Origin of the sequence: Paraburkholderia sp. FT54, from assembly GCF_031585635.1 — a bacterium.
Classification (GTDB): domain Bacteria; phylum Pseudomonadota; class Gammaproteobacteria; order Burkholderiales; family Burkholderiaceae; genus Paraburkholderia.
Map to the genome: position 1 here is coordinate 63,588 of NZ_CP134195.1, position 26,157 is coordinate 89,744.

General features: G+C 60.2%; 19 protein-coding genes, 1 tRNA gene, 1 pseudogene and 3 riboswitches. Of the genes and pseudogenes, 4 read left to right on the forward strand and 17 right to left on the reverse strand.

What is annotated here, in order from left to right; translation table 11 throughout:
• Window positions 1-88: 88 nt before the first annotated feature.
• The 8 genes and pseudogenes from RI103_RS00265 to RI103_RS00300 form a co-directional block, all read right to left on the reverse strand.
• A complete protein-coding gene (locus RI103_RS00265; protein WP_310813514.1) occupies window positions 89-712 on the reverse strand; it encodes a PAAR domain-containing protein in 624 nt (207 codons plus the stop codon).
• Window positions 713-737: 25 nt separating this feature from the next.
• Window positions 738-1,202 (reverse strand): hypothetical protein, encoded by a 465-nt coding sequence (locus RI103_RS00270; protein WP_310813515.1) that lies wholly within the window; start codon window positions 1,200-1,202, stop codon window positions 738-740.
• A gap of 142 nt (window positions 1,203-1,344) precedes the next feature.
• Complete coding sequence (locus tag RI103_RS00275; protein ID WP_310813516.1) at window positions 1,345-1,761, reverse strand: hypothetical protein; 417 nt, start codon at window positions 1,759-1,761, stop codon at window positions 1,345-1,347.
• 515 nt (window positions 1,762-2,276) lie between these two features.
• A complete protein-coding gene (locus tag RI103_RS00280) occupies window positions 2,277-3,029 on the reverse strand; it encodes a hypothetical protein (protein WP_310813517.1) in 753 nt (250 codons plus the stop codon).
• A 2-nt stretch (window positions 3,030-3,031) separates the two neighbouring features.
• Complete coding sequence (locus tag RI103_RS00285) at window positions 3,032-5,410, reverse strand: hypothetical protein (RefSeq protein WP_310813518.1); 2,379 nt, start codon at window positions 5,408-5,410, stop codon at window positions 3,032-3,034.
• Window positions 5,411-5,416: 6 nt separating this feature from the next.
• Window positions 5,417-7,789, reverse strand: coding sequence for a type VI secretion system tip protein VgrG (locus RI103_RS00290; protein WP_310813519.1), 2,373 nt, complete (start codon window positions 7,787-7,789; stop codon window positions 5,417-5,419).
• Window positions 7,790-8,178: 389 nt separating this feature from the next.
• Window positions 8,179-8,388, reverse strand: coding sequence for a hypothetical protein (locus RI103_RS00295; RefSeq protein ID WP_310813520.1), 210 nt, complete (start codon window positions 8,386-8,388; stop codon window positions 8,179-8,181).
• A gap of 231 nt (window positions 8,389-8,619) precedes the next feature.
• A pseudogene (locus tag RI103_RS00300) lies at window positions 8,620-9,123 on the reverse strand (transposase); the annotation flags it as partial.
• Between RI103_RS00300 and RI103_RS00305 the strand changes: the two are divergent.
• The gene (locus tag RI103_RS00305; RefSeq protein ID WP_310813521.1) at window positions 9,110-9,595 is read left to right on the forward strand and encodes a hypothetical protein; all 486 of its coding nucleotides are present in this window, start codon (window positions 9,110-9,112) and stop codon (window positions 9,593-9,595) included. The pseudogene RI103_RS00300 and the gene RI103_RS00305 overlap by 14 nt on opposite strands.
• Before the next feature lie 113 nt (window positions 9,596-9,708).
• Here the strand turns inward: RI103_RS00305 and RI103_RS00310 are convergent, their stop codons facing one another.
• From RI103_RS00310 to RI103_RS00345, 8 genes are all read right to left on the reverse strand, one after another.
• Complete coding sequence (locus RI103_RS00310) at window positions 9,709-11,433, reverse strand: thiamine pyrophosphate-binding protein (protein ID WP_310813522.1); 1,725 nt, start codon at window positions 11,431-11,433, stop codon at window positions 9,709-9,711.
• Window positions 11,434-11,645: 212 nt separating this feature from the next.
• A complete protein-coding gene (locus tag RI103_RS00315) occupies window positions 11,646-13,034 on the reverse strand; it encodes an L-serine ammonia-lyase (protein WP_310813523.1) in 1,389 nt (462 codons plus the stop codon).
• A 30-nt stretch (window positions 13,035-13,064) separates the two neighbouring features.
• On the reverse strand, window positions 13,065-14,195 hold the full coding sequence (locus tag RI103_RS00320; RefSeq protein ID WP_310813524.1) for an alginate lyase family protein: 1,131 nt from the start codon (window positions 14,193-14,195) through the stop codon (window positions 13,065-13,067).
• A gap of 139 nt (window positions 14,196-14,334) precedes the next feature.
• On the reverse strand, window positions 14,335-17,271 hold the full coding sequence (gene gcvP, locus RI103_RS00325; RefSeq protein WP_310813525.1) for an aminomethyl-transferring glycine dehydrogenase: 2,937 nt from the start codon (window positions 17,269-17,271) through the stop codon (window positions 14,335-14,337).
• Between the two features lie 72 nt (window positions 17,272-17,343).
• Window positions 17,344-17,724 (reverse strand): glycine cleavage system protein GcvH, encoded by a 381-nt coding sequence (gcvH, locus tag RI103_RS00330; RefSeq protein ID WP_310813526.1) that lies wholly within the window; start codon window positions 17,722-17,724, stop codon window positions 17,344-17,346.
• A 145-nt stretch (window positions 17,725-17,869) separates the two neighbouring features.
• Window positions 17,870-18,988, reverse strand: coding sequence for a glycine cleavage system aminomethyltransferase GcvT (gene gcvT / locus RI103_RS00335; RefSeq protein WP_310813527.1), 1,119 nt, complete (start codon window positions 18,986-18,988; stop codon window positions 17,870-17,872).
• A gap of 80 nt (window positions 18,989-19,068) precedes the next feature.
• A riboswitch (glycine riboswitch) is annotated at window positions 19,069-19,222 on the reverse strand.
• A 33-nt stretch (window positions 19,223-19,255) separates the two neighbouring features.
• Window positions 19,256-19,357, reverse strand: a riboswitch (glycine riboswitch).
• A 142-nt stretch (window positions 19,358-19,499) separates the two neighbouring features.
• Window positions 19,500-19,850: a hypothetical protein gene (locus RI103_RS00340; protein WP_310813528.1), complete on the reverse strand. Its 351-nt coding sequence runs from the start codon at window positions 19,848-19,850 to the stop codon at window positions 19,500-19,502.
• 196 nt (window positions 19,851-20,046) lie between these two features.
• Window positions 20,047-21,096, reverse strand: a complete 1,050-nt coding sequence (locus RI103_RS00345; protein WP_310813529.1) for an oxidoreductase — start codon at window positions 21,094-21,096, stop codon at window positions 20,047-20,049.
• A 324-nt stretch (window positions 21,097-21,420) separates the two neighbouring features.
• Here RI103_RS00345 and RI103_RS00350 point away from each other — a divergent pair, with 324 nt between their 5' ends.
• On the forward strand, window positions 21,421-23,511 hold the full coding sequence (locus RI103_RS00350) for a UvrD-helicase domain-containing protein (RefSeq protein ID WP_310813530.1): 2,091 nt from the start codon (window positions 21,421-21,423) through the stop codon (window positions 23,509-23,511).
• Window positions 23,512-23,675: 164 nt separating this feature from the next.
• Here RI103_RS00350 and RI103_RS00355 read toward each other — a convergent pair whose 3' ends face one another.
• Entirely contained in the window at window positions 23,676-24,575 is a 900-nt protein-coding gene (locus RI103_RS00355; protein WP_310813531.1) for a c-type cytochrome, read from the reverse strand.
• 274 nt (window positions 24,576-24,849) lie between these two features.
• On the opposite strand from RI103_RS00355, the gene RI103_RS00360 reads away from it, so the two are divergent.
• A tRNA-Arg gene (locus RI103_RS00360) sits at window positions 24,850-24,925 on the forward strand.
• A 395-nt stretch (window positions 24,926-25,320) separates the two neighbouring features.
• Window positions 25,321-25,842: an outer membrane beta-barrel protein gene (locus tag RI103_RS00365; RefSeq protein WP_310813532.1), complete on the forward strand. Its 522-nt coding sequence runs from the start codon at window positions 25,321-25,323 to the stop codon at window positions 25,840-25,842.
• 100 nt (window positions 25,843-25,942) lie between these two features.
• A riboswitch (yybP-ykoY riboswitch) is annotated at window positions 25,943-26,111 on the forward strand.
• The last annotated feature ends 46 nt before the right edge of the window (window positions 26,112-26,157 follow it).

Here is a 26,157-nt window from a genome sequence, read left to right on the forward strand (position 1 = left end):
GCAAATGGTCATGCGGTAGATACTGGGCTTACGGCAAGCCGCGTGTCACTGCCGTGTTCGAGTTTCTCACCAATTCGAATGGCAGCCTTTAGCTGGCACCGAAATTGGTAAGGCCATTCTCACACTGCTGCCTTGAAAAGGGTGGCTCGGACAGCGGATCAAAAGATTTAATTTCCATAGTTTTTATATCAACGATATCAAAACCGAATCGATTGGAAACAAATATCAAATTTTGATTAAAACCAATCGCGGCATCATATATCCCGCCGCCATATGTTCTCCTCATAATCAGGCGAAGTTTCGGCTTTAGAGTATAAATGGATAGGAATTCGGCCTGAGGACTCCGAAGATCCACTCTGTTCGGAACCCCATAAACAACGAGCAATCTACCAGCCAAATCAAATACCCCTCCCGCAACATCGTGATTGATCTTAGCCACGCCTATGTTTTTACCGGCGCGCCCCACAAATATTTCACCACGACCGATGACCTTAGCCGAATAAGCTCCGTCACATGAATTAACAACCTGTGCGTGAGCGCTGGCCAAGGAAATCGCGAATAAGATGAGAGTCGGGCCGTGTCGCACGCAGAGTGCCGCGTCGCCCTTTCGGGCGAGCGGCCTGCCCATCAAGTTGGTCCACGGCGAGCAGCTCGTCACTTCGCCGCCATGTTCGAGCTCATCTCCTTTGCGGATCGGTGATTTTGTATTCATGTTGTAGTTGAAATTAATTTTCTTATCATCTAGCGATTGACAACCTGGTTACGCATATTTTAGGGATATTTTGGTCCCAATAAGTACTAACCAAGTAGCGCCTCTTCTTATATACCCGGAGGTTAACAAATCCATCACCACATGAGGGGGATCTCTCTACAAACTCATTAGACGATGGAGAAAATGTAAAAACCCTGTCAACCTCATACGTCCCCATCCCATCGTCTATATGCGACACCAAAAAACCAAGGCGCCCGCTAAAATCATAACTGCCGATTTCGATGCGCGGGGTTTTTTCAGTGTCGAGGCTCACCCCATCCTGCTTAATCCCATTCTTTCCGGATAACCTCCACACTAAATTGGAGCCCTTAACTTCTACCACAGCCGCAACCCCGGGAGATGGAGTAAAAGTTTTTGAAATATCGGCGGCACACGTCGAAAACGAAATCGCGGGCATCGCCACAGCCATCAAAACCCTGATGATTCTCATAGGTCACTCCGGATGCCGTGCAACTGGTTGTGTGCATGCATTCCCGGCAGCAGCGTGTAGAACTGTTGTCTCGCGGGAATCATGCCGGCACTCTCAGATTAGTCGACTTATACTTCAAAGCGACAAACAGCACGCAATTCAGTTATAGAAATTGAAACGAAGAAAATAGATCCATAAACATCTTATTTTTCATTTTTTCCATTCCGCTCAATTGATTCCCTGAGTACAAGAAAAAAGAAATCGAGCGCACACTATTACCAGCAACAAAAACCATTTCCTTTAACTGCCTCAATTTTTTCATATTTGCCGTCGCCTTTATAGCGGAATAATTTAGGACATACAAACCTCCGCCCGGCAATACAATATGCTTCTTCGATACCAAATGGAATATGCCGTGTTGCTGCGCCCCATCCCCCGACTCAATTTTGGCAAGGTTTTCCAACAACGAAATGTTTTTAACAGTTAGAGAGAAATCCGTCATAGCACGCCAATCTTCGGGTGCCGCAGGAATATGTCCCACTGGCTTCGTTTGCATATCGCCCGTGTACTTGAATGCCATATAACACTCGTCCTTACCGGTAGTTATAGCATTATCTACTTCCACATATTCGAGGTGTCTCGGAACGAGAAACGATAGATGACAGTCATCCCTCAATATTTTATTTGACTCCTTGCCATTCGTCGGCCCCGCCCATGTCACAAAGTATAAAATACTCAACACAAACAAAGTAATTCGTTTCATTATTCCTCACACGACAGGTTTATAATCTGGATTTGCCACCACTTCATCGTTCAGTTCATAGAGAGCATTTCTGAACCCTTGCCCCCTCCAATCCGCCGCCAAGCCAGCTTTTTTGTGAGTTCCACTGCGGTTTTCGGTAATTGGAAACTGTCGCTATCAATGACACGGACAACCTTCGGCCGAAGGGAGGTTACATACCACGCCCCAGAGTCCAAGCAATTCTCTGGCTCTGTCGCGATAACTTCAGGACTATCAACGCGCGCAGGAATTTTCGCCATCAATGCACGATGTTTCGCGGGATAACTCTCTTTATAGCATTCATAGCTACCGCATCACCTTCGCGCATCGGCATATTTTTTTTCAAGCTTCTTTCGAATTGACTTGGCATCTTTATATAATGCGTGCGTAGAACGACCATCGCGGAAACTACATTCACATTGATCCAAGAACGGTGCACTGGCATCACTCTGCAGTCCCGCAAAGACGGCTCCTTTTTGGGCGCTCCCCGTTAGCTTATAGACATAACCATCGTAGTAGTCACCGCCATAATCGTAATGATTAAGGGGCGTCCTAACCAAAATGACAACATTTTTATTTTTCTGATCATGATCTGCATTCGCAAAAAATACAGCGGCAATTTCCGGCACACCGTCATCCTTCGCGTAGCGATCGAATGTTTGATCGTGCCAAATATGGTTTCCGTCAACGAACAAGAGATGCGCATCCAACATATACGGCCTATTGTTTTTGGTATATCCAGGCTCATCAGACGTATTCGTTACAAAGTAGATATACACATTTTGCATCGCTGGCCCTGCGTCAATAATCGGCGGCTGCAGTTTATGGCTCGCGTCGGTGCGAGCGTTCACTGCGATCTGAACTGTTTCAGGAATATCAGCTGCATAAGTCCGTAGCGTAAAGAACAGAAAAATAAATGTCAAAAAGAAGTGAGGCGAAAAAATTCGTCGATTATGCATAATTGCCAAGCCTCTATTAGTTTTTTCTAAAATATGCCTCGACGAGCGAGCAGGCGTAGTGAAATTTATCCAAAAACGCCGCCATTTTTGTGGGAAACAATAAATCACGATTAATCCTCCTTCTGACGTTCTAGCGTATTATCTGTCACAATATTTGGTGTATCGCCAAGGATGAAATAGATGTAGCGAAAGAACTGCTGACGCGCCGGCAAGCCACCCGCCCCACCGACAAGAAGAAAACATGCCCGAACGTCAGTATCAGCGGAACCATGGTCAGCCTTTCTATTAATGCGAGTCTTAGCCCAGAAATAACCTGCTGAGTCCGCCGCGGTTTCAGCATCGGACTGCAATAACGTGGGGTTTGGATCTGTCGTAAAATCTTTTGCGCGATATTCCCCATATTCGTTGTAGCCATTTCGCCATGTAAGATGAATTAGACCTCGACCACAGAAGCGAGCGCCGTCACCCGGCTGAACGTTTCCACCAGCTACAGCTTTATTGTGAACTTCCCCGGGGCGCTGAGCTATGTAAGTAGCGCGATCACGATTCTTTAAAAAGCCAAGTCCCGCAAGCCATGCATGTTTGTGATCGAAATCGTAGGCCGCATCAGTTTCCGTATAGTTCTCGTACATTTTTCTGAAATAATCTGCGTTCCCATTTTCTCTCGTTGAGCATAAGGCTCCGGTCTCCTTAAAGACCTGCCCAAGAAAATGAGCCTTCCGGAGGCTACCGCTAAATCCATATTTGCAAAACGTATGATTGAGTGCCGGCCACATACCCTGAGGTGATTGCCCCCTGGCATCGTCGTTTCCTTCGGCAAATCGTTTTTTGCTCTCAATCCACGATATGTGACCGCCAGCATCTGATATCGATTTACGAGGTAGCAGTTGAATTTGTTCCTGCAGGCTGAGCCACCCGGATTTCCTGAAATGCCGGATAAACGCGAGCGGATGAAAGAACCAGAGTTTTGTCCCGGCAGGCAATCCGGTCACATCCCAGAACTGGATTTCCTTGAGGTAAATAAGGAACTTGTTGTAGCCCTCCTCGTTTCCGTGATAGAAGCCGCCCTCGTTGAGCAGCTTCGCGTAGCGTGTCTCGTTGTTCGTACTGTCCCATTCGCTCGGAGCGTTGCAGATAAATCCACGCAACGCCTGGCGTACGCCATCGTCGCCCTTAACGTAGCGCGAAAGCGCGTCCGCCTTCTGCACTTCAGTCGTTGCCGCCGAGACCGTAGGCTGTTCGCTGGCCGCAGCGTCCCTGACGATTTTCTTTAGCGCGTCGATATCGCACAGCCCGTCACTGCCGAAAGGCGTATTACCGTCTCCGAGCTTCTGCCAGCCCATGAACGACGGGAAATCGGCGTCGGACAACTTCTTGATCGCCCGGGCACTGATATCGATATAACCGAACCGGCCCGTCGCGTAAGGAACGCGTGCCCACGTAACGCGCTGGCCGGGGATATTCGTCGGATGAGGATTGCCAGGCAATGCCCCGTCGGCTGAAGGCGGTGAATTGGCCGGCTGATCCGTTAGCGTGGCCGGCGAAAGGATACGTCCGAAGCGCAGCATCTCGTACCCATCGCTCGGACAGGTGCTGTAGAGCGCCGTCGCACGCTTGTAAAGGTCGTATTCGTAATCGGGCTCGGATACCGACTGATCCGTCAGCGGCGTGCGCGAGCCGTCCGCCGCGACGCTCCAGACGTTGGTGTACTTCGTTCCCTTGCTGAAGTACGTCTCGACAACGAGCGGCAGCGCGTTCGTATCCGTGTGGCCCGACTCGAACTCGATGCCGCGCAACTTATTGTGTGCATCCGTTCCCGGCGGCAGCGCGTAGAACTGTTGCCCCGCAGGAATCATGTAGTACGTATGCCCCCAGCAGTCCGTCGTCGTCGGCGTGTCAGGTGCCGCATTGCCAAGCTGCGTATGGCTGAAGAACGTATCGAAATCGCCCGGTGTCATGAAGACTTCGCAGTGCAGATACACGACGCCTTGGTAGCGCCCGAGATAACCGACGATATCCTTGCGCTGTACCTTATGGACGCCTCCCGCAGCCGCAGGCGTAACCTGTCCCTGTGGGGCTTCGCCGGAAGGCTTGCACAGGAAATCCGGCAGCCCCGTCGCGCCGTACCCGAACGTGTGATATTCGGCGAGCGGCAGCAGGTGCATATAGAGCGAATAGAACGTCAGCTTGCGGCCATCTCCAGTTTCGGTCGAGTGTCTGAGCAGGACGAAGCCCGCGTTGCTGTTGTCGGAGTCGATCGCGTGCTGACAGACCCGGTACGCGACGACGTCGCCGTCTGCGATGGCATAAACCGCGCCGTGCGTGTCAGGCGCCAGATGGACGCCACAATGCCAGCGCCGGTCGAACGCAACCGGATAGATACCGTGTGCGAGTTCGAACTTGTCGACGGCGTCCATCATGGGATCAGGCTTCGAGGCATCGCTCGAAGTCAGGCCCGATGCGGGCAGAAAGGGGGGGCTGATAATCATGGCGGTCTAGTGCGTATGGCAATACAGGTCGTCGAACTTAAGATCGCTTTGGGGCAGGACGGGCAGCGTCGTCGGCATGCTGTCCGGTCCGACGAAGGTAAACGATGCCGCCTTGATGGTGTATGCGCCGGGACAATGGAACGTGATGTCGCCGCCCTCCAGGACGACGGAAGCGCCCCCACAATTCAACGTGATCTTCGACTTCGCCGACACCTGCACGTCCGCGCTCTCGCTCGCGACCCGCAACTGCTTTTGCGAGAAAAGGTCCATCCCTTCGGTGAGCGCCGCCATTAGCACCTTCCCCTTCGCCGCGACAAAACTCAGCCCGAGCTTGTGCGCGCACAACGAGATCAGCTCGCCCGCCACCATGCGCAGCCGCTTCGTGATGCTCACGTCCATGTCCTGGCCTGCAGTGACGATCACATTCTCGCCCGCCGAATGCTGAGCCGATTTCGGCGTCACGAACGCCATGCCGCCGGGGGCACTCGCGAGTAGCCCCGCATCGCGAAGCTGGTTCAGCCCATCGAGGAGCGCCGCCTGTGTGGCGCGGTCGGCAGGATCAGCCTTCGCCTGCGTGGTCGCCGCCGCGAGGTCCGTTACGCGCTGCAGCGCCGCCCTGAGCTGCGCGACGGCAGCAGGCATTTCAAGGTGCGGCGTATCCGCCCCGGCTGCCGCATCTGCCGAGAGGAACAGCCCCTTCGCCGCGCGCATCGTGCCCCACGCCTGGGAGGTGATTTCGTACCCCTCCCCCCGTTCGAGCTTTTTACTGTTGAGCAGGTACCCCTGGTTGATCGCCGTCTGGCTGTAGACCGTCGCGATGCGTGCGCTTTCCTTGCCCACCAGATCGTTGAACACGATTTCCGCACCGCGCAGCGGCGAGCGCCAAATCGCATAGCTAAACATCGCCTGCGCCCCATGAACGACGTCGCCGTGGGAATAGTCGTGCAGGGCGCCGGATATGTGGAGGCGGTCGACGTCCCCATGGGCCGCTTCGAGCATCACCTCAGTCGTCGGGAGCAGCGGCGAGTGAAAGCCGCCCTGATACGACGACGACGGACGCAGCAGGCGCAGATAGAGGACCTGTTTTTCGGCACTGGCCGAACCTTGCAGGAATTTCGGGAGGACGGGATAGCGACCGCGCTCGTCGAGACACGCGTAAGGCGCCGTATCAAACGTCGTAACAACGCCCACAACGGGGCCGTTCAGAAATCTCCAGTCCCGCTCAAAAACGAACTCCGGACGGTAGGCGAGGTGCGCGGGCATCGCCTTGAACCGCGTATAGGCCGGGTTCGTACGGCTGCCCTTCATCTTCATCGACGTAATGACGAGGCCGTATTCGGCGCTCGCGAGCTTCGTGTTGGTCAGCTTCATGACAACGCCCGGCGCCACGCCCTTCGCATTGGTCGTACCCGAAAGCGTCGCCTGCCGCGCAATCTGCTCGTCGCGCCGTACCTGCGCGAGTGCGTCGCCCTGCTGTTGCGTCAGATGGAATTCCGCGCTGCGACTGATCTGCCCGGATACCGAGCGGTCGTCGGCGTCATCGGAGACGCTTGCCGTCGCCCGTAACGGTTCCTCGGGCGTCCGGTAGTTGCGCTCCCATAGCTCGATCGTGGCCGCGACCAGCGTACGTCGCTCGTTGACCTTGAGCGCCGCCTCGTGCCAGTTATCCGTCAGACCCGAATCCGGCATGAGCGGAAGCTCAAGCGAGCGGATATAGGCGCGCGGATTGTCCGTAAAAACGAGGGTATCAAGCGCGCCTTCCTTGCCGCGTCCCTGTTTGTAAAACCAGAAGATACCTTTGCGCTTCGCATGCCGGACAATGAACGCCCACACGGATTCCTCGTACATGACGACCTGTTCGAGCTTCTCCTGCGCCGCTTCGATATGAAATTCGATATCGAAGGCGTCGAAGTTTTTCCGGTCGACAACCAGTTCGGTGACGATTTCCTGAAACGTCTTGTCCCTGAACGTCTCCGACCGGTGCACGCGTTTGAGCAGGGCCGCGAAGCGCGGCTCGATGCGCAGCCGGTACGCGGCCTCGTCGCGGCTCGTGCGGATACGCTTCCAGCGCGTGATCACGCCATTGAAGGTGGCCGCCTCACGGTCGGCGGGCTCATCGCAGCTGACGGAGGGCACCGCGACGCGCTCGTCGATCTGTAGACCGGCCCGCCGTCCGACGCAGAGCTTGCCGTCGATATCGAGTTGCGGCGACGTGACCGTGATATCGACCGTATAGTCCTTGCAGAACCCCGCCTTCACCTTGAAGTCGAGCACATCGAGCCCGAGATCGAGCGGGCCGACCCAGATCCGCAGACGCTGGCTCAGGCGCGCGCCCGGGTGGCGCAACGTATCCGTAAAGCTCTTTGTCAAAGCATTCATCAAGCATCCCTTGCCCGGTTGAAAGGAACGAGGCGAAATCGTTGCATCCGCACGTATTGCCGAGCATTTGAGGGTTGCAACAGAAAGACGTCAATCACCCAGATCGGCTGGTGTCTGAAAATTCCAACATGGTTCGTCAAATAACGACAAATCGGACTCCTCTCATTTTTTGAGATTGAATTGCTCGATATGCATTCAGCGACCGGTTTGCCGGATGGAAATAGCAGGCATCAAGGACGAGCGCTGCCATGGTTCGCTGCCCGTCGCTGCAGCGTGGATGCGGAACTCTCGGCCACCACGTCGATGGGTTCGCAACGGCTCGCGGCGAGGGTGTTGGACTGTTCCGCGGCCCGCGTAAGAGCGACCTGCTGTAACCGGAAACGGCACGTCTAGGGCGTGCCCCGGTAACTTTTCTGGCTCGCGTACAACGCGCTCTGATCGGTCGCGTTGAGTAGCGCGCCGAACTGGACGACTTCGCCGAATGTGGCGCTCGCGTCCGCGATTCCGGTGAGCGCGCCGATGGCGAGAAGATTGGAGCCATCACCGCCCGGGCCGATTGAACCGTTCGTCGTATTGCCGTTGACGACGAGGCTGCTCACGCTCGTGCTGTAGTTCTCCGTGACGCTGTTCGCGTTGCCTGCGCTGACGGTGTTCGACGATGTGAACCCAACGTTCTAGTCGTACATCTGGTAGCTGAGGTTGACGGCATTCAGCGCAATGATCGACATATTCGTGCTGCCCGTCATGACCGTAAAGCTGTTGCCGGTCGCGCCCGCGGGAATACCCGTTACGCTCGCGCGACTGAAGGGCTGCCTGAGGGCTAAGGCCGTTCAGTTAGGGTCTTTCTTCAAGAATCGAACGGTGTAACGTCGAGGGCGAGATTTGACGACCCGGTCGCAAGTGCGGTCGGGTCGTTTTTCGTTGGGCAGCCACTTGTGGCACTCGCGCAGGCGCTTCAGACAGGCGGGCAATTTTGCATAGACCGGCGTTAGCGCGGCCCTCATCATTTCGTGCTGGATCGTGTGCAGGGCGCGCACGAAGCTGACATCAGTCGGCTCGAGTTTCGCTTCCCATGCGGCGCTGGCGATCTCACGGCGAATCAGGTTGTAGGCGATTAAAGCTCCCCATATTTCCTGGTACACGCTTTCGACGGTGCGACTGCGCAAGGTCAACTCCGAGCCGAGCATTGATTGTTTAAGCTCGCGGTAACTGGTTTCGATCTGCCAGCGACGCTCGTAGCAGACCAGGATATCAGCGGGCTTGAAACGGCGACGATCACCCAAGGAAGTCAGTAGCACGCGTTCGCGCCCCGGCGCGTCGATGGTGCGGATTGCCCAATGCGGAAAAGTGGCGGCTGTTCCGGCGCAATCCACTCCGGCCGTCCGGGAAGCGCGACGCAAGGAGGTCTGGCCGATCGAGGCGCAATTGCCGGCCATCTATCTGGATGTGCTCGACCTTGCCGCTTATATGGTCGACAGCGCCAGTTCAACCGAATTCCGCAAGGTTCTGATGATCCTTTATCTGCATCGATTTGCTTCCGGCGAGTTCCCGCGAGCTGGGCTGATCAGGGCACATCTTGCGACGTCGGAACGCTTCAGGGAGCGCCGCGGTGAGGCTCGTCGTCGGTTTTCCATGAAAGTGCCGCCACGTATCGTGGAAGATTTGAAGACACTGATGCCCGACACGATCTTGACTCAGACGGAGGTTATCAAGTCGGTGATCTACCAGTTTCATGCGGACGTCGTTGAGTCACGCAACCCTGAGCTGATCAGAAAACTCGGGGTGCTGTCGGTGGTTTATGCGTAGCTGCCGCGCGCCCACAGCGCGACAAAGCCTGCAATTTACTTCAAGGGCGCCCAGAAAGGTCGGATACGCACCCAACCTTTTTGGGTCAAATCGCTTAAGCAGGTAGCAAGCGCTTATGCCGACTCCCCGCGCATCTTCCTCCCCTGCTCCCGAATCTGCTCCAGCGTCGCGCCCGGCGTACTCGCCTCTTGCGGCATGCGAATCTCGATCACCGACGCGCACTTCGCCTCCATCGAGCGCTTCAGCGCGGGCAGAAAATCCTCCGTCCGCTCCACCGTCTCACCATGCGCGCCGAACGAACGCGCGAACGCCGCGAAATCCGGATTCGTGAGACCAGTGCCGTGCACACGGTTCGGATAATGCCGCTCCTGATGCATGCGAATCGTCCCGAAGTGACCGTTATTCACGACGATGAACAGCACATGCAGGTCGTACTGCATCGCCGTCGCGAGTTCTTGCGCGGCCATCATGAAGCAGCCGTCGCCGGCCAGCGCGACGACAGCGCGTTGCGGATACATCGACTTCGCCGCGATCGCCGCCGGCACGCCGTAGCCCATCGCGCCACTCGTCGGCGCGAGTTGCGAACGGTAATGGCGATACGAGAAATGCCGATGCAGCCAGGTCGCGTAATTGCCCGCGCCGTTGGTGAGAATCGCGTCGTCCGGCAGATGCGCGCGCAACTGCTGGATGACTTCGCCCATCTGCACGTCGCCGGGAATCTGACGCGGTTTGCGCCAGTCGAGATACGCGCGATGCGCCTCGTCCGCCGCGCCCGACCAGGCGAGCTTATGCGACGAAGGCTTCATCTCCGCAAGCAGCGCAGCCAACTCCGGCATGCCGGAGACGATCGGCAGATCCGCCGCATACACGCGGCCCAATTCCTCCGCGCCTTGATGCACATGCACGAGCGTCTGCTTGGTCTTCGGAATGTCGAGCAGCGTGTAGCCGTTGGTCGTCGCTTCGCCCAAACGTGGTCCGATTGCGAGCAGCACGTCGGCATCGCGGATACGTTGCGCCAGCGCCGGATTGATGCCGAGGCCGACGTCGCCGGCATAGTTCGGATGCTCGTTGTCGAGCGTGTCCTGAAAGCGGAACGCGAGGCCGACCGGCAGTTGCCAGTTTTCGGCGAAGCGTTGAAAGTCCGCACATGCCGCAGGCGTCCAGCCGCTGCCGCCCGCGATCACCATCGGCCGCTGCGCGCCTTCGAGCAATGCGCGCAACTTCTCGATCTGCGCCGGCGACGGTGACGCCGCGACGCGCTGATACGCCGGCGCGCCGGCTACGGCGTCGCATGCATCGCTCAACACGTCTTCCGGCAAGGACAACACGACGGGTCCGGGCCGTCCCGAAGTCGCCGTGTGAAACGCATGGCTAAAATATTCGGGAATGCGCTTCGGATCGTCGATTTGCGCGACCCACTTCGCCATCTGACCGAACATACGCCGATAGTCGATTTCCTGGAACGCCTCGCGGTCGAGATGCTCACGCGCGCATTGGCCGATCAGGAGAATCATCGGCGTGGAATCCTGAAACGCGGTGTGCACGCCGATCGACGCATGCGTGGCGCCCGGTCCGCGTGTGACGAGCGCGACGCCCGGCCGGTCGGTCAACTTGCCGACGGCCTCCGCCATATTCGCCGCGGCCGCTTCGTGACGGCAAACAATGGTCTGGATGCGTTCGGTCTCGTCGTGCAGCGAATCCAGCACGGCGAGAAAACTCTCGCCAGGCACACAGAAAACACGCTCGACACCGTGCGTGAGCAAAGCATCGACGACGAGACGCGCGCCAGTGGTTTGAGCGGCGGCGGAACCGGAAACAGGAACATTCGGCTGCAACATTGCGATGAAGCCTCCAGGCAGTGAGTGCAGTGTGAGAATGCCGCGTCGGCGGAACGCTGGCCGATGCGGCGCTTCGACAGCTTACGCCGAGCGCGCCTGCGCTGTCACGGCGCAGTGCAACCGTACCGTTCGCGCATAGCGCGCCGCGCAAATAAAAACGCGGGCCTATAGCCCGCGTCGTCATTCGTGTTAAACCCCGTAAAGCCCGTAACTCAACACTCGACGATATTCACCGCTAACCCGCCACGCGACGTTTCCTTGTACTTGGTCTTCATGTCCGCGCCGGTTTCGCGCATGGTCTTGATCACCGAATCGAGCGACACGTAGTGGCTGCCGTCACCGCGCAAGGCCATGCGCGCCGCATTGACCGCCTTCACCGATGCCATCGCATTGCGCTCGATACACGGAATCTGCACCATGCCGCCGACCGGATCGCACGTCAGGCCGAGGTTGTGTTCCATGCCGATTTCCGCGGCGTTTTCGACCTGCCGCGGCGTGCCGCCCATGACTGCGGCGAGCGCGCCCGCCGCCATCGAACAGGCGACGCCTACTTCGCCCTGGCAACCCACTTCGGCGCCGGAAATCGACGCGTTCAGCTTGTACAGAATACCGATCGCCGCGGCGGTCATCAGGAAGTCGATCACACCTTGCTGATTCGAGCCCGGCATGAAGCGCGTGTAGTAATGCAGCACGGCCGGGATGATGCCGGCCGCGCCATTGGTCGGCGCCGTCACCACGCGTCCGCCGGCGGCGTTTTCTTCGTTGACGGCGATCGCATAGAGATTGATCCAGTCGATCATCGAGAGCGGATCGCGCAGCGCCAGTTCAGGATTGCCCAACAGCGTGCGATACAGCTGAGGCGCGCGGCGTTTCACCTGGAACGGGCCGGGCAAGTTGCCGTCGGCATCCGGATTGTTGATGCCGCAGCCCCGCGACACGCACGATTGCATCACGTCCCAGATCTTCAGCAAGCCCGCGCGCGTTTCCTCTTCCGTATGCCAGACGCGCTCGTTTTCCCACATCAATTGAGCGATGCTCTTGCCGGTCGATTCGCACAGCGCAAGCAACTCGTTGCCGCTGCGAAACGAGTGCGGCAGTTGATCGACGGCGCTCAGCACCTTGGTGTTCGGCGCGCCGGCCGTCACCACGAAACCGCCGCCCACCGAAAGATAGGTCGATTCGCGCAACGTCTCGCCCTGCGCGTCGAGTGCACGCAGCTTGAGGCCGTTCGGATGCTCGGGCAGCGCCTGACGATAAAACGCAATCTGATCCTTCTGCACGAACGGCACCTCGTGCGTGCCGAGTAGCGCCAGCTTGCGGGACACACGCACGGCTTCGAGCCGCTGCGCGATCGTATCCGGGTCCACGGTATCGGGCGCATCGCCCATCAGGCCGAGCATGACGCCGCGATCGGTGCCGTGCCCCTTGCCCGTCGCACCGAGTGAGCCATACAGCTCCACTTTCACCGATGCGGTCGCAGCAAGCAGCCCATCGCGTTCGAGCCCTTGAGCGAACATCAGCGCCGCGCGCATCGGCCCGACCGTATGCGAACTGGACGGACCAATGCCGATTTTGAAGAGGTCGAACACGCTGACTGCCATTTACTGCTCCCTGCTGATCATAAAGTTGGTTTACCGCGCTGGCAGCGGCAAACACACGGCGAGCCACGCGGGCGGCGTCGGTGCGAGCTGTAGCGCGATCGGCGTATAGCGCCCGTCGAGGCGCGCCGCCAGGTGAAACAGTTCCGTCGCGTTCTTCGGGTCCCATTGACCCGAATAGCCGGGCAAGCCGGCCTCGCGACGTTTTGCATCGAACGGAACGCTCGAATGCACGAATTCTTCATGCGTCTTGCTGCCGGCCGCGTACGGCGCCAGCCAGTTGAGCGCGGCTTCCAGCGAGGCGCCGTCCGCGCCCTTCTCAGGCAGCCAGTTACGGTTATGGCGGCGCGCGGAGAGCGCGGCGGTCACGAGCGGTTGCAGATCGTAGGTGACGTAATGCAAGGCGTCGCGTTCGCTGAAATCGATCGTCGAACCATCCGGCTCGATGTTGTCGCCGATATGCTCGACGAACAGACGCTGGGCCGCATTGATCATCTTGCGGTTGTCCAGCGTGAACGCAGCCATGGCAATCAGTTTGATCCGATGGCTCTGCCAGTTGTTCCTGAACGTGCCTTTGAGCGGCCGTGGCTGCGCGTCGATTTGCCCGATGTAGCCGTTCGCGAGTTTCGTCAGGAACGCCATCGACGCATTGCGCGTTTTCACCGGCAACGCGCTTGCCGTCATGTCGTACGCGAGAATCAGTCCCTCGAAGTGGGTTTCGTCGATGGGATTGAAGCTCGGTTGATAGGTCGTGACCCAGGCATAAAGCAGCCGATCGACCAGTTTCAGATAACGGTCGTCGCTGGTGGCGCGCCAGGCGAGCGCGGCGTCGCGCAGCAGATCAAGATCTTTCTCCGCTTCGACGCTCTGGTCGTAAATGCCTTCGTGCGGCAGCGTGCCTTCGGTATGCAGTTTCGCCAGCGCATGCGGCTGGTCGTTCAGATGGGCCTGGACATTGCTCACCAGCGCTTTCACGCCGGGATCGGCGTTAGTGCGTTCGCTGGTTTGCAGTGCGGGCGCCGCACAAAAATTCATTGCAGCCTGCGCTTGCCGCAGCGGCAGCAGCACGGCTGCGCCAGCCAACAGCAGTGTGCAGGCTTGCCGCCACGTCCGCGCTCGCCTTGCTTCGGTCCGGCTTTGCATCAATCGCACCTTTCGCGCCATGCGAAACTCCTCGTTAGGCTGATTCGGTGTGTGATGTTAGCCGTTTGCGGCCAGGAGCGACAGAGAACCGAGGACCGAACCGCGCACCGCCCAGCCGCCTCTTTTCGAGGCAACGGGCGATGTCTGGCAACGACCCAGCTTACTCGTAGTCGGCGATCGGCACGCAGGAGCAGAACAGATTGCGGTCGCCGTACACGTTGTCCGCGCGGCCGACCGGCGGCCAGTACTTCTTCGCGATCAGCGTGGGCAGCGGATACGCCGCCGTTTCGCGCGCATACGCATGCTTCCAGTCGTTCGCGATGACCACCGCCGCCGTGTGCGGCGCATGCTTCAACGGATTGTCTTCACGATCCGAGCGGCCGTCTTCCACCGCGCGGATTTCCTCGCGGATCGCGATCATCGCCTGGATGAAACGGTCGAGCTCTTCCTTCGATTCCGATTCGGTCGGCTCGACCATCAGCGTGCCCGGCACCGGGAAGCTCATCGTCGGCGCGTGGAAGCCGTAGTCGGCGAGACGCTTGGCGACGTCGTCGACGGTGATGCCGCTGGTTTCCTTGATCGGACGCAGGTCGAGAATACACTCGTGCGCGACCAGTCCGCCCGGACCCGAATACAGCACCGGATAGTGCGGCGCGAGTTTCCTGGCGACGTAGTTCGCGTTGAGAATCGCGGTTTCGGTCGCGGCGGTGAGATTCTTAGCGCCCATCATAGCGATGTACATCCACGAGATCGGCAGGATCGAGGCCGAGCCGTACGGTGCGCCCGACACCGCGCCGATGCCGTTCGGCGCGCGTTCATAGCCCGACGAGATCTGGTTCGGCAGGAACTGCGCGAGATGCGCGCCGACCGCAACCGGACCGACGCCCGGTCCGCCGCCGCCGTGCGGAATGCAGAAAGTCTTGTGCAGATTCAGGTGCGAGACGTCGCCGCCGAACTGGCCCGGCGCGGTCAGGCCGACCATCGCGTTCATGTTCGCGCCGTCCACATACACCTGGCCGCCGTGCGCGTGCACGATCTCGCAGATTTCGCGCACGTTCTGTTCGAACACGCCATGCGTGGACGGATACGTGATCATGATCGCCGCGAGTTTGTCGGCGTGCTGATCGGCTTTCTTCTTCAGGTCTTCGATATCGACGTTGCCTTGCGCGTCGCAGGCCACCACGACCACCTGCATGCCGGCCATCTGCGCCGACGCCGGATTCGTGCCATGTGCCGAAGCGGGAATCAGGCAGACGTTACGATGCGCTTCACCGCGCGACGCGTGATACGCGTGGATGATCAACAGGCCGGCGTATTCGCCTTGCGAGCCGGCGTTCGGCTGCAGCGACACGGCCGCGTAGCCAGTGGCCGCGACCAGCATCTCTTCGAGCTGATCGATCATTTCGCGGTAGCCGACGGTTTGCTCAGCCGGCGCGAACGGATGGATCTGGCCGAATTCAGGCCACGTGACCGGCAGCATTTCCGAGGTCGCGTTCAGCTTCATCGTGCACGAGCCGAGTGGGATCATCGAACGGTCGAGGGCGAGGTCCTTGTCGGACAGGCTGCGCAGATAGCGCAGCATTTCCGTTTCCGAATGATGACGGTTGAACACATGGTGCGTGAGGTACGTGCTGGTGCGTTCGAGCGCGGCCGGCACCGATGCGGTGTTCGACGCCGCGAGCTTGGCGTCGAGTGCGTCGACTTGCGGCACGTCGCTGGTGAAAGCCGCTTGCGCGAACACGGCGAGCAGATCGGCGAGATCGTGGCGTGTCGTGGTTTCGTCGATCGACAGGCCCACTTGCGTGGCGCTTACTCGACGCAGATTGATGCGCTTGGCGGTAGCGGCGTCGAGCAGCGCTTGCGTGCGCGCGCCGGTGTCGAAAGTAAGTGTGTCGAAGAAAGTTTCGTTGACGAGCTTATAGCCAAGTTGCTTCGCGCCTTCGGCCAGCAACGCGGCGATGCGGTTCACGCGCAGCGCGATCGTCTTCAGACCGTGCGGGCCGTGATAGACGGCGTACATGCTGGCCATGATCGCGAGCAGCGCTTGCGCGGTACACACGTTCGAGGTGGCCTTCTCGCGGCGGATATGCTGTTCGCGCGTTTGCAGCGCGAGACGCAGCGCGGGGTTGCCTTGCGCGTCGACGGTCACGCCGACGAGGCGGCCCGGCATCTGGCGCTTGAATTCGTCGCGCACGGCGAGGTAAGCAGCATGCGGGCCGCCGAAGCCAACCGGCACGCCGAAACGCTGCGTATTGCCGACGGCCACGTCCGCGCCCCATTCGCCCGGCGGCGTGAGCACGGTCAGCGCGAGCAGGTCGGCGGCAACCACCACGTGGCCGCCCGCAGCATGGATCGCATCGGTGAGCGCGCGATAGTCGCGCACGTCGCCGTTCACGCCCGGATATTGCAGCAGCACGCCGAACGCATTCGCGTTCGCCGCTTCCGCGGCCGGGCCCACTTTCACTTCGATGCCGACCGGCGTGGCGCGCGTCTTTACCACTTCGATGGTTTGCGGCAGCACGTCGTCGGCCACGTAGAACACGTTCGACTTCGGCTTGCCGATGCGTTGCAGCAGCGTCATCGCCTCAGCCGCGGCCGTGGCTTCGTCGAGCAGCGACGCATTCGAGATCGCCAGACCCGTCAGGTCGACGATCATCTGCTGGAAGTTCAGCAGCGCTTCCAGACGGCCTTGCGAGATTTCCGGCTGATACGGCGTGTACGCGGTGTACCACGCCGGATTTTCCAGCACGTTACGCAGGATCACCGTCGGCGTGTGCGCGTTGTAATAGCCCTGCCCGATGTAGGAGCGGAACACCTGGTTCTTGTCCGCGAGTTCGCGCAGCGCGGCGAGCGCTTCCGCTTCGCTCTTCGGTTGCGTGAAGGGGCCGAGCGGCAGCGTTTCGGCGCGGCGGATCGTCTTCGGAATGACGGCGTCGATCAGCGCCGCGCGCGACGCGAAGCCGAGAGCTTCGAGCATCGCTTGCTGGTCGGCCGTGTCCGGGCCGATGTGCCGTTCAGCGAAGGCGTCATGCACTTCGAGCGCGGCGAGCGAGAGAGGAGTGCGGTTCATCAGACGATCCGGGTGTTCGAGCTTCATGGGTGTTCCTGGCGGTGCGGCTGTCCGTTCGAAAAGGACACCGCACCTGTCGGGTTAAACGTAAAGGTAAATTCAGGCGCCGATGGATTTGGTGTACGCGTCGGCGTCGATCAGACGGTCTTGCGTGGCGTCCGCGGCCGGCTTGATCTTGAAGAGCCAGCTTTCGTACGGCGCGGTGTTGACCGAATCAGGCGTGTCGGCCACGGCGGTGTTGGCTTCGATGATCTCGCCCGAGACCGGCGCGTAAATATCCGAAGCGGCTTTTACCGACTCGATGACAGCGACGGTGTCGCCTGCCGTGACGGTCTTGCCCAGTTCCTGCACTTCGAAGAAGACGATATCGCCGAGCGCTTCCTGCGCGTGGTCGGTGATGCCGACCGTCAGCGTGCCGTCCGCTTCGGTGCGGACCCATTCGTGCGATTCGGTGTATTTCAGATCGGCCGGGATGCTCATCGGATGCTCCTATGCGGTGTGATTCGGTAGTAACTAAAAAGGGCCCTCCAACCTGTCGCTTCGCGCCAGGCCGTCTCAGAGGGAACAAGAAAACTTGGGGCGGCCCGGCGTTTTCTCGTGAAGGTTTGCGCACGCGCCGGTTTGCTTAAACCGCGAGCACTTTGCCATTGCGCACGAACGGCAGTTTTACCACGCTTGCAGGAACGTTTTTGTCACGAATCTGAACGTGAACGGTGTCGCCCGGCTGCACGCCCTTCGGCACGCGCGCGAAGGCGATCGATTCCTGCATGGTCGGGGAAAACGTGCCGCTGGTGATTTCGCCTTCGCCCTGCGGCGTGACCACTTTCTGATGAGCACGCAGCACGCCCGCCGCCTTGCCGTTTTCCTTCAGCAGGATCAGGCCGACGAACGCGGCCTGCGAACCGTCCGCTTCCAGCTTGCCCTTGCCGACGAAGTCGCGCGGCGAGGTCAGGTCGACCGTCCAGGCGAGACCGGCGTCGAGCGGCGAGACGTTGTCGTCCATGTCCTGGCCGTACAGGTTCATGCCGGCTTCGAGGCGCAGCGTGTCGCGCGCGCCGAGACCGGCCGGGCGCACGCCTTGGGCTTGCAATGCGTTCCACAGCGCTTCGACGTGATCCGCCGGGACGATGATTTCGAAGCCGTCTTCGCCGGTGTAGCCGGTGCGGGCGACGGTCAATTCGCCGAACGGCGTGCCTTCGATGCGGGCGGCGTTGAAGGGCTTCAGAGCCTCAGTGGCGGCGCGCGCGGCCGGCACGGTTTGCCAGACTTTTTCGCGTGCGTTCGGACCTTGCACCGCGACGATCGCGAAGTCGCGGCGCGGCGTGATGGTCAGGCCGAAGCCGCCTTCGGCGTTGAGTTGGCCGAACCAGGCGATGTCTTTGTCAGCGGTGCCGGCGTTCACGACCACACGGAAGTGATCTTCACCGAAGTAATAGACGATCAGGTCGTCGATCACGCCGCCATTCGGGTTCAGCAGGCAGGAGTACAACGCGCGGCCAGGCGTTTGCAGTTTGGCGACGTTGTTCGCCAGCGCGTATTCGAAGAAGGCGCGCACGCGCTCGCCGGTGAAATCGACGACGCACATGTGCGAGACGTCGAACATGCCGGCGTCGGTGCGCACGGCGCGGTGTTCGTCGATCTGCGAGCCGTAGTTGACGGGCATGTCCCAGCCGCCGAAATCGACCATGCGGGCATTGAGCGCGCGATGGGTGGCGTTGAGCGGGGTGTGTTTGAGTTCGGTCATGGGGCCTCGGGCATCTCGCGAAACGAAAAAGGCCATGCGGCGCTACGCCTCGCGGCCTTGCGGCTGCGAGCGTGGTTCTGCATGACCCCTCTGTCCTCGATACCTGAGAGATTGCGCTGCCGGGGTCACGTTGACGTGCCACGGTGAAACGCGCGCCCCTTCGGTGGGCAGCCTGCCAGAATCCGCTCGATTAAACGATGCAGACGGCTACTGCCGCTCTCCAGAGTGCGAAAAACCGGTGCCTTGATGTTGCCTGGACGCGGGTTTTTCGACGCGGTCGGTCCTTTTGCCTGAGAGTTTGCGGGTGTGCCCCTTCGGCGGCGCGGCCTGCGGTTTCCAGCGGCCAGCGCGCTCTCCCGACGCGTGCGGCGAATGTACGCGAGGGCCGGGGGCTTGTCAAATAAAGGCCCGCGAGCGGCGCGGACGTTGACGGGCCGCCTTCATGCCTGTCAAAAAAAGCGCGGGACGTGATGGCCGCGCTCGTGCTACTTCGATACCGGACCTGGAGCGATTATTCGCCTATGGCGTGTGCCGCGTTGTCCAGTTCCTGATTCAGCAGGCGCTGTTCGTCGCTGGACAGTCCGCCGCCGTGCTGCGCGGCCATGTCGTGTGCTTCGTGACGGATCACGTCGAGGCGATGGTGCAGCGCGCCGCCTTGCGGAGGCGGGTAGTAGCCTTGACTGACGCGGTTATCGATCCGGCGGCTGAGATTGTCGATGCGGCCGTCGACCTGACGCAGCCGCTGATCCGCGATCTGTTGCGGATTGGGACGAGGCGCCGGCGCGGGCTGAGGTGCCACCACACAGGCGGCGAGAGAACTGAGCAGGGCGCACGCGGCGAGCGCGCGGATAGTACGGGGCATGGACTCTCCGGAAGTCATTGTCGTTTGCGGTGCTACCCGGGTAGGAACGGATGACAGCCGCAACGCGCTGACCGGAGGCGCGGCGTTATTTGTAACGTTATGTTCCTTTCGGGCGTGTCAGGGTTTTGACCTGCGCGGCGCGGGTGGCGAGTGCCGTTTTAGGTACACAGACCGTTTCGACGCGCAGGCAAAGCAGTCAGCGAATCCGCTCGAACGGCAACCGGATGCCTTCTTCCGAACTACGGCCGGCAAGCTCGATAACCGTCATTACGTCGACAGCGTCCTGTGCGCTCACCGGGAATTTCACTCCATTCTGGATGGCGTCGGCCACCGCGATATAGAACCCGGAGTAATCGCCATTGCGCGTCGGCAACTCGCGCTCGACTTCCTTATCGCCTTCCAGCACGCGCAGCGCACCTGCGGCGTTGCCCGCGCCGAAGCCGTCGTCGCCCGGACGCAGGCCCGCCTTCAACTGATCTTCCTGGGTATCGAGCCCGTATTTCATATAGCTGCCGCGCGTGCCGTGGATGGTGAAGCGTGGCGCGACCAGCGCCGTCAACGCACTGGCGTGCAACACCACTTCGAACTCAGCGTAGCCGAGCTGGATATGCACGTAGTCCGGCGCACCGGCGTCGTCGCGATGCTTGCGCACCGTGGCCGACACGGTCTGCGGCGCTCCAAACAATGCCAGCGCCTGGTCGACCAGATGCGGCCCGAGGTCGAGCAGCAAGCCGCCGCCTCGCGACGCTTCCTCGCGCCAACGCTGCCGCACTTCCGGCCGGAATCGGTCGAAATGCGATTCGTATTGCGTGATCCGTCCCAATTCACCGCTCGCGAGCAGATCGCGCACGGTCAGAAAATCGCCGTCCCAGCGACGGTTGTGGAACGGTATGAAGAGTTTGCTTCGGGCGAGCGCGATATTGGCGAGCGTGTGCGCGTCGGCGGCGTTCAGCGTGACCGGCTTGTCGACCACCACGTGCTTGCCCGCTTCCAGCGTGCGGCGCGCCAGGTCGAAGTGCGTGTCGTTCGGCGTGGCGATCACGATGCAGTCGAGTTCATCGAGCGCCAGCAGCGCGTCGAGGTCCGCCACCACTTTCGTGTGCGGATAGTCGGCGAGCGCGCGCTCGGGCTGGCTCGTGGCAATGGCGGCGACGCTCGCGCGGCCGCAGTGCTCGATCACCGGCGCATGAAAGGTCGCGCCGGCGAAACCGTAACCCATCAATCCAATCTTCAGCGATGCGGACATGCGTGTCTTCCTGCAAAATCGGCGCGCCGCTTTGCCACCGCGGCGGCGGCGCGCAACACCGCAATTGTGGCATGTCCTGAGGGTGGGCCGTCAGCGTCGTGGTGGGCGTCCGTCGCCGATATCCGTCTGCACAATCGTGTTAACATCGCTGCTCTCGCGCGAACCGCAGCGGGCCGGACCACCTTCGCAGCGCGCGGGGCGCCCGTTCCAGCGGCCGGGACCGCGCAGCATGCCCCCGGGCCTTCGGCTGGCGAATTTGCGCTGCTACGCCCTCGACCGCCGCTTTCAACCGCTGCTTTCAACCGCATTACCCATCCACAGACGATGTCCGCAGGCCTGAACCCCGCTCAAAATGAAGCGGTCCGTTATCTTGACGGTCCGTGTCTCGTGCTCGCCGGCGCCGGCAGCGGCAAGACGCGCGTGATCACGCAGAAGATCGCGCACCTGATCGAGGCCAAGGGCTTCGAGCCGCGCCACATCGCCGCCGTCACGTTCACGAACAAGGCCGCGTTGGAAATGCGCGAGCGCGTGGGCAAGCTGCTCGAAGGCAAGACGCTCACCACGCCCGGCAAGGAAGGCCGCAAAGTGCCCGTCAATCAGTTGACGGTTTGCACGTTCCACTCGCTCGGCGTGCAGATTCTGCGGCAGGAAGCGGAGCACGTCGGCCTGAAGCCGCAGTTCTCGATCATGGATTCCGACGACTGCTTCGGCATGATCCAGGAGCAGGTCGGCTCGACGGACAAAGGCTTCATCCGCAAGATCCAGTCGATCATCTCGCTGTGGAAGAACGGCATGATCATGCCCGAGCAGGCGATCGCGATCGCCGCGAACGAGGACGAGCACCAGGCCGCGATCGTCTACCGCAATTACGTGGCGACACTGCACGCGTATCAGGCAGTCGATTTCGACGACCTGATTCGTCTACCCGCCGAACTTTTCGAGAAGAACGAGCAGGTGCGCGACCGCTGGCAGAACAAGCTGCGCTATCTGCTGATCGACGAGTATCAGGACACCAACGCCTGCCAGTACGAACTGGTGAAACTGCTGGCCGGCAAGCGCGCGGCGTTCACGGCGGTTGGCGACGACGATCAGGCGATCTACGGTTGGCGCGGCGCGACGCTCGAAAATCTCGGGCAGCTCAGCAAGGATTTTCCGAAGCTGCATCTGATCAAGCTGGAGCAGAACTACCGCTCGACGGTGCGCATTCTGACCGCCGCGAACAACGTGATCGCGAACAATCCGAAGTTGTTCGAGAAGAAGCTGTGGTCCGAACACGGCATGGGCGACACGATCACCGTCACGCCGTGCAACGACGAAGAGCACGAGGCCGAGTCCGTGGTGTTTCGGCTGTCGGCGCACAAGTTCGAACGGCGCGCGAATTTCCGCGACTACGCGATCCTGTATCGCGGTAATTTCCAGGCGCGCATCTTCGAGCAGGTGTTGCGGCGTGAGCGGATTCCGTACGTGCTGTCCGGCGGCCAGTCGTTCTTCGACAAAGCCGAAATCAAAGACATCTGCGCGTATCTGCGTCTGATCGCCAACGCGAACGACGACCCCGCGTTCATCCGCGCGATCACCACACCGCGCCGCGGCGTCGGCAATACGACGCTCGAGGCGCTCGGCTCGTTCGCGGGCCAGGCCAAGGTGTCGCTGTTCGAGGCGGTGTATATGGGCGGCATCGAGGCGCGTCTGTCGCCGCGGCAGATCGAACCCATGCGCGTGTTCTGCGACTTCATGCAGCGGCTCACCGATCGCGCCGAGAAGGACGCCGCCGGCACGCTGCTCGACGAACTGATGGATGCGATTCACTACGAAGCCTATCTCTACGATGCGTTCGACGAACGTCAGGCGCAGGCGAAGTGGCAAAACGTGCTGGAGTTCATGGAGTGGCTCAAGCGTAAAGGCACGAAGGCCGAGCCCGAAGGTGCCGGTAACGACGAAGCCACCGGCTACGACACCGCCGACGGTCTCGGCGACACCGGCAAGAATCTGCTCGGCCTGATCCAGACCGTGGCGCTGATGTCGATGCTCGAAGGCCGCGAGGAAGATCCCGACGCGGTGCGGCTCTCGACGGTGCATGCGTCGAAGGGTTTGGAGTATCCGCACGTGTTTCTGGTCGGCGTCGAGGAAGGCATCATGCCGCATCGCGGCGGTCCGGACGACGAGCCGATCGACGACGCGCGCATCGAGGAAGAGCGCCGCCTGATGTATGTGGCGATCACGCGTGCGCAGCGCAGCCTGCATCTGAACTGGTGCAAGAAGCGCAAGCGCGCGAGAGAGACGGTGGTGTGCGAGCCGTCGCGCTTCATCCCCGAAATGCTGCTCGACGACGCCCCGCCGCCGACGCCCGAAGAAGCGCCGATGTCGCCGAAAGACCGGCTCGCAAGTTTGAAGGCGCTGTTGCAGAAGCCTTGAGCGGGCGCTGCGAACGTTGCGCTCGCGGTCGCCCCGGATAGCAGCCAGCCTGACGCACGACGCGAACCGCGCAGGCCTGTATGCCGACCGAGTTAAAAAAATCCCTGCACGGCGGCGACGCGGTGCAGGGATTTTTTAGTGGTGCGGCAAACGCCGCGAGCGTTTTACTTCACCGCGCTGACCATATAGTCGACAGCGGCCTTCACGTCCGCGTCGGAGGCGGTCGAGCCGCCCTTCGGAGGCATCGCGCCCTTGCCGTGCAGCGCGTAGTTATAGACCGTGTCCATCGGCTCCTTCAGACGCGGCGCCCAGGCGTCCTTGTCGCCGAACTTGGGTGCGTTCAGCACGCCGGCCGCATGACAGGCCTGACAAACCTGCTGATACAACGCCTTGCCGGCTTGCGACGCGTCCGCGCTTTGCGTGCCGCCCGCTGCTGGCGCGGCTGCTTGCGGCACGCTGGCCAGGGCGGCCATCGCCGCGGCGGCCTGAGCCGCGCCCGCGTCCGAAGCGCCGGCCGGCGCTGCTGCCGCTGCACCGGATGCCGCCGCTGCCGCGCCCGGCGCCGGCTGAGCCGGTTCAGGGAAGCTTCCGCCGGAATTGTTCGCCATGTAGGCGACTGCGCGGGCGATTTCAAAATCGCTATAGTCGTCCGGGCTGGTGCCGCCGCGCGGCGGCATCGCGCCTTTGCCGGCGAGCGCCGTGTGCAGCAGCGTGTCGAAGCCCTGCGCGATGCGCGGTGCCCAGTCGGCGGTATTGGTGAATTTCGGCGCGCCTGCCGCACCCGACGCGTGACACGCAGAGCAAACGGCCTTGTAGACTTCCTCGCCACTCTTGTAGACGCGCGGCGCGTTGGCGTCGCGAATGTCGACCTGGGCGAACGGTTTGATGCGGGCGGTGACCTCGGCTTCGGAGAGAGAGTCGGTGCCGGCGCCGGTGCGTGTCGAATTGTCGACGTAGATCACTAGCAAAACGATGATGACGATGGGTACCGCAAAACTGGCAATGATCGCGGCGACGAGCTGTCCGGGGGTTTTGATCGGGGCTCCGTGTGGTGCTTCGCTCATGCTTGTCTCGTCTCCGTGGGTATGTGAGCGGTACAGCGTGACGGCAACTTCTTGTTCTTTAATCAGCCAGGACGATTATAGACGCAACATTTCGACGGCGGCGAGGGGCGCGGCGCGGTGTTCAGCAGGCGTTTACCCGCATCGTGAGAGTCGGCCGAAAGGCGCCGGATACCGCCATTGCGGCCGTCCGGTGGACGGTGTGGCCGAAACCGGGTATCCTTCCGGTCTCGCTTTGGCGTCGCATCCGCTCTGGTTGCCGCGCTTTCGTGTTGAAGCGCCCGTAGCTCAATGGATAGAGTACTGCCCTCCGAAGGCAGGGGTTGCTGGTTCGATCCCAGCCGGGCGCACCATAAAGAGTCGATCTCGCTCCAGGGCTTACACAGACAGACAGAAGAATGCGCTGAGCCCTTTTGTCTTTTTACGGTCTCGTCGTGTTCCGACGGACGCCCCCAACATCCGATACTCCCGCGCATAGCTCACCGGCGACCGCCCACGATCTCGTGCACATCGGCGGAATCGTCCTAAAAACGTTCGCCGTATCTGCGCTTCGATTAAGAAATCGGAAGTGTGAGCGTCTGTCAGCGGAAATTTCGCATTGCCGCATCCTATCCGCATAATTAGCATGCATTGGTCTGCAAATTGCATAACGGGTGGATATTCCGGAGCGGTATTTCGACATCCACTTCCCTGATCAATAAAGGTGTTGCGAAAGTATTCGCGCGCCGATTGTTTTATTTCGCAGGTCATGCACAAAATAACCCGGCTGGTTCTAACCGCATCGATCACGATGCTATCCAATTTCGTCCACGCGCAATCAGTGGCTCCTGAAACGGGCGTGAGCGAGTTTGCGGGTCCCTATGTGGGTTTCAAGGTGGGCGTGAATAATTCCGATGCTTCGGGCGTCGTCAACAAATCGTCGCACACCACGGTTTTCCCCGGTTTCACAGCTGGATACAACTTCGATGTCAACCGCTTCGTGCTGGGCGCCGAGGCTTTCGCTGATTTGCATCACGGCTCGGCAACATATAAAGACGGCGGGATCGATGCGAAATTCGGCATGCCGTTCAATCAGTTCATGCCATATGTACGTGCTGGATTGACGACAGACTGGCCGGATGTACGTTTCCACTGGGGTCTAGGCGTCGAATATAAGTTCGCCAAACACGTAAGCGCAGTGGGCGAATGGACAACCGACACCAGCAATCACGACGGCACCAAAAGAACAAATAACAGTTTCACAATCGGCGTGCAATATCACTTCAACTAAACCCGTTCGATTCGCGGCCGAGTGGTTAGCGCTTTAAGCGCCATATTTCAAACGCCTTCGCCGCAACAAGGTTGTTGAAAGCGTCCCTTGCCGTTAGAATCGCCCGGTCACTGGGGAGTAGCCTTCCTTCATCCTTTGAAGGAGAGCGCGTCAACATACTTGACCTGCGGGTCATGGCGCGTTCGACCGGGTCGGTTTGGCGAGACCATTGACGCACTGCTTCGTTCCGGTCGGACGGGGGCGTGCGTCATTGGTTGTCATCTGCGTCCGACCGCGGAGTTGCCCTGTGAAAAATCGTTGCCCCCTCCCAGTCCA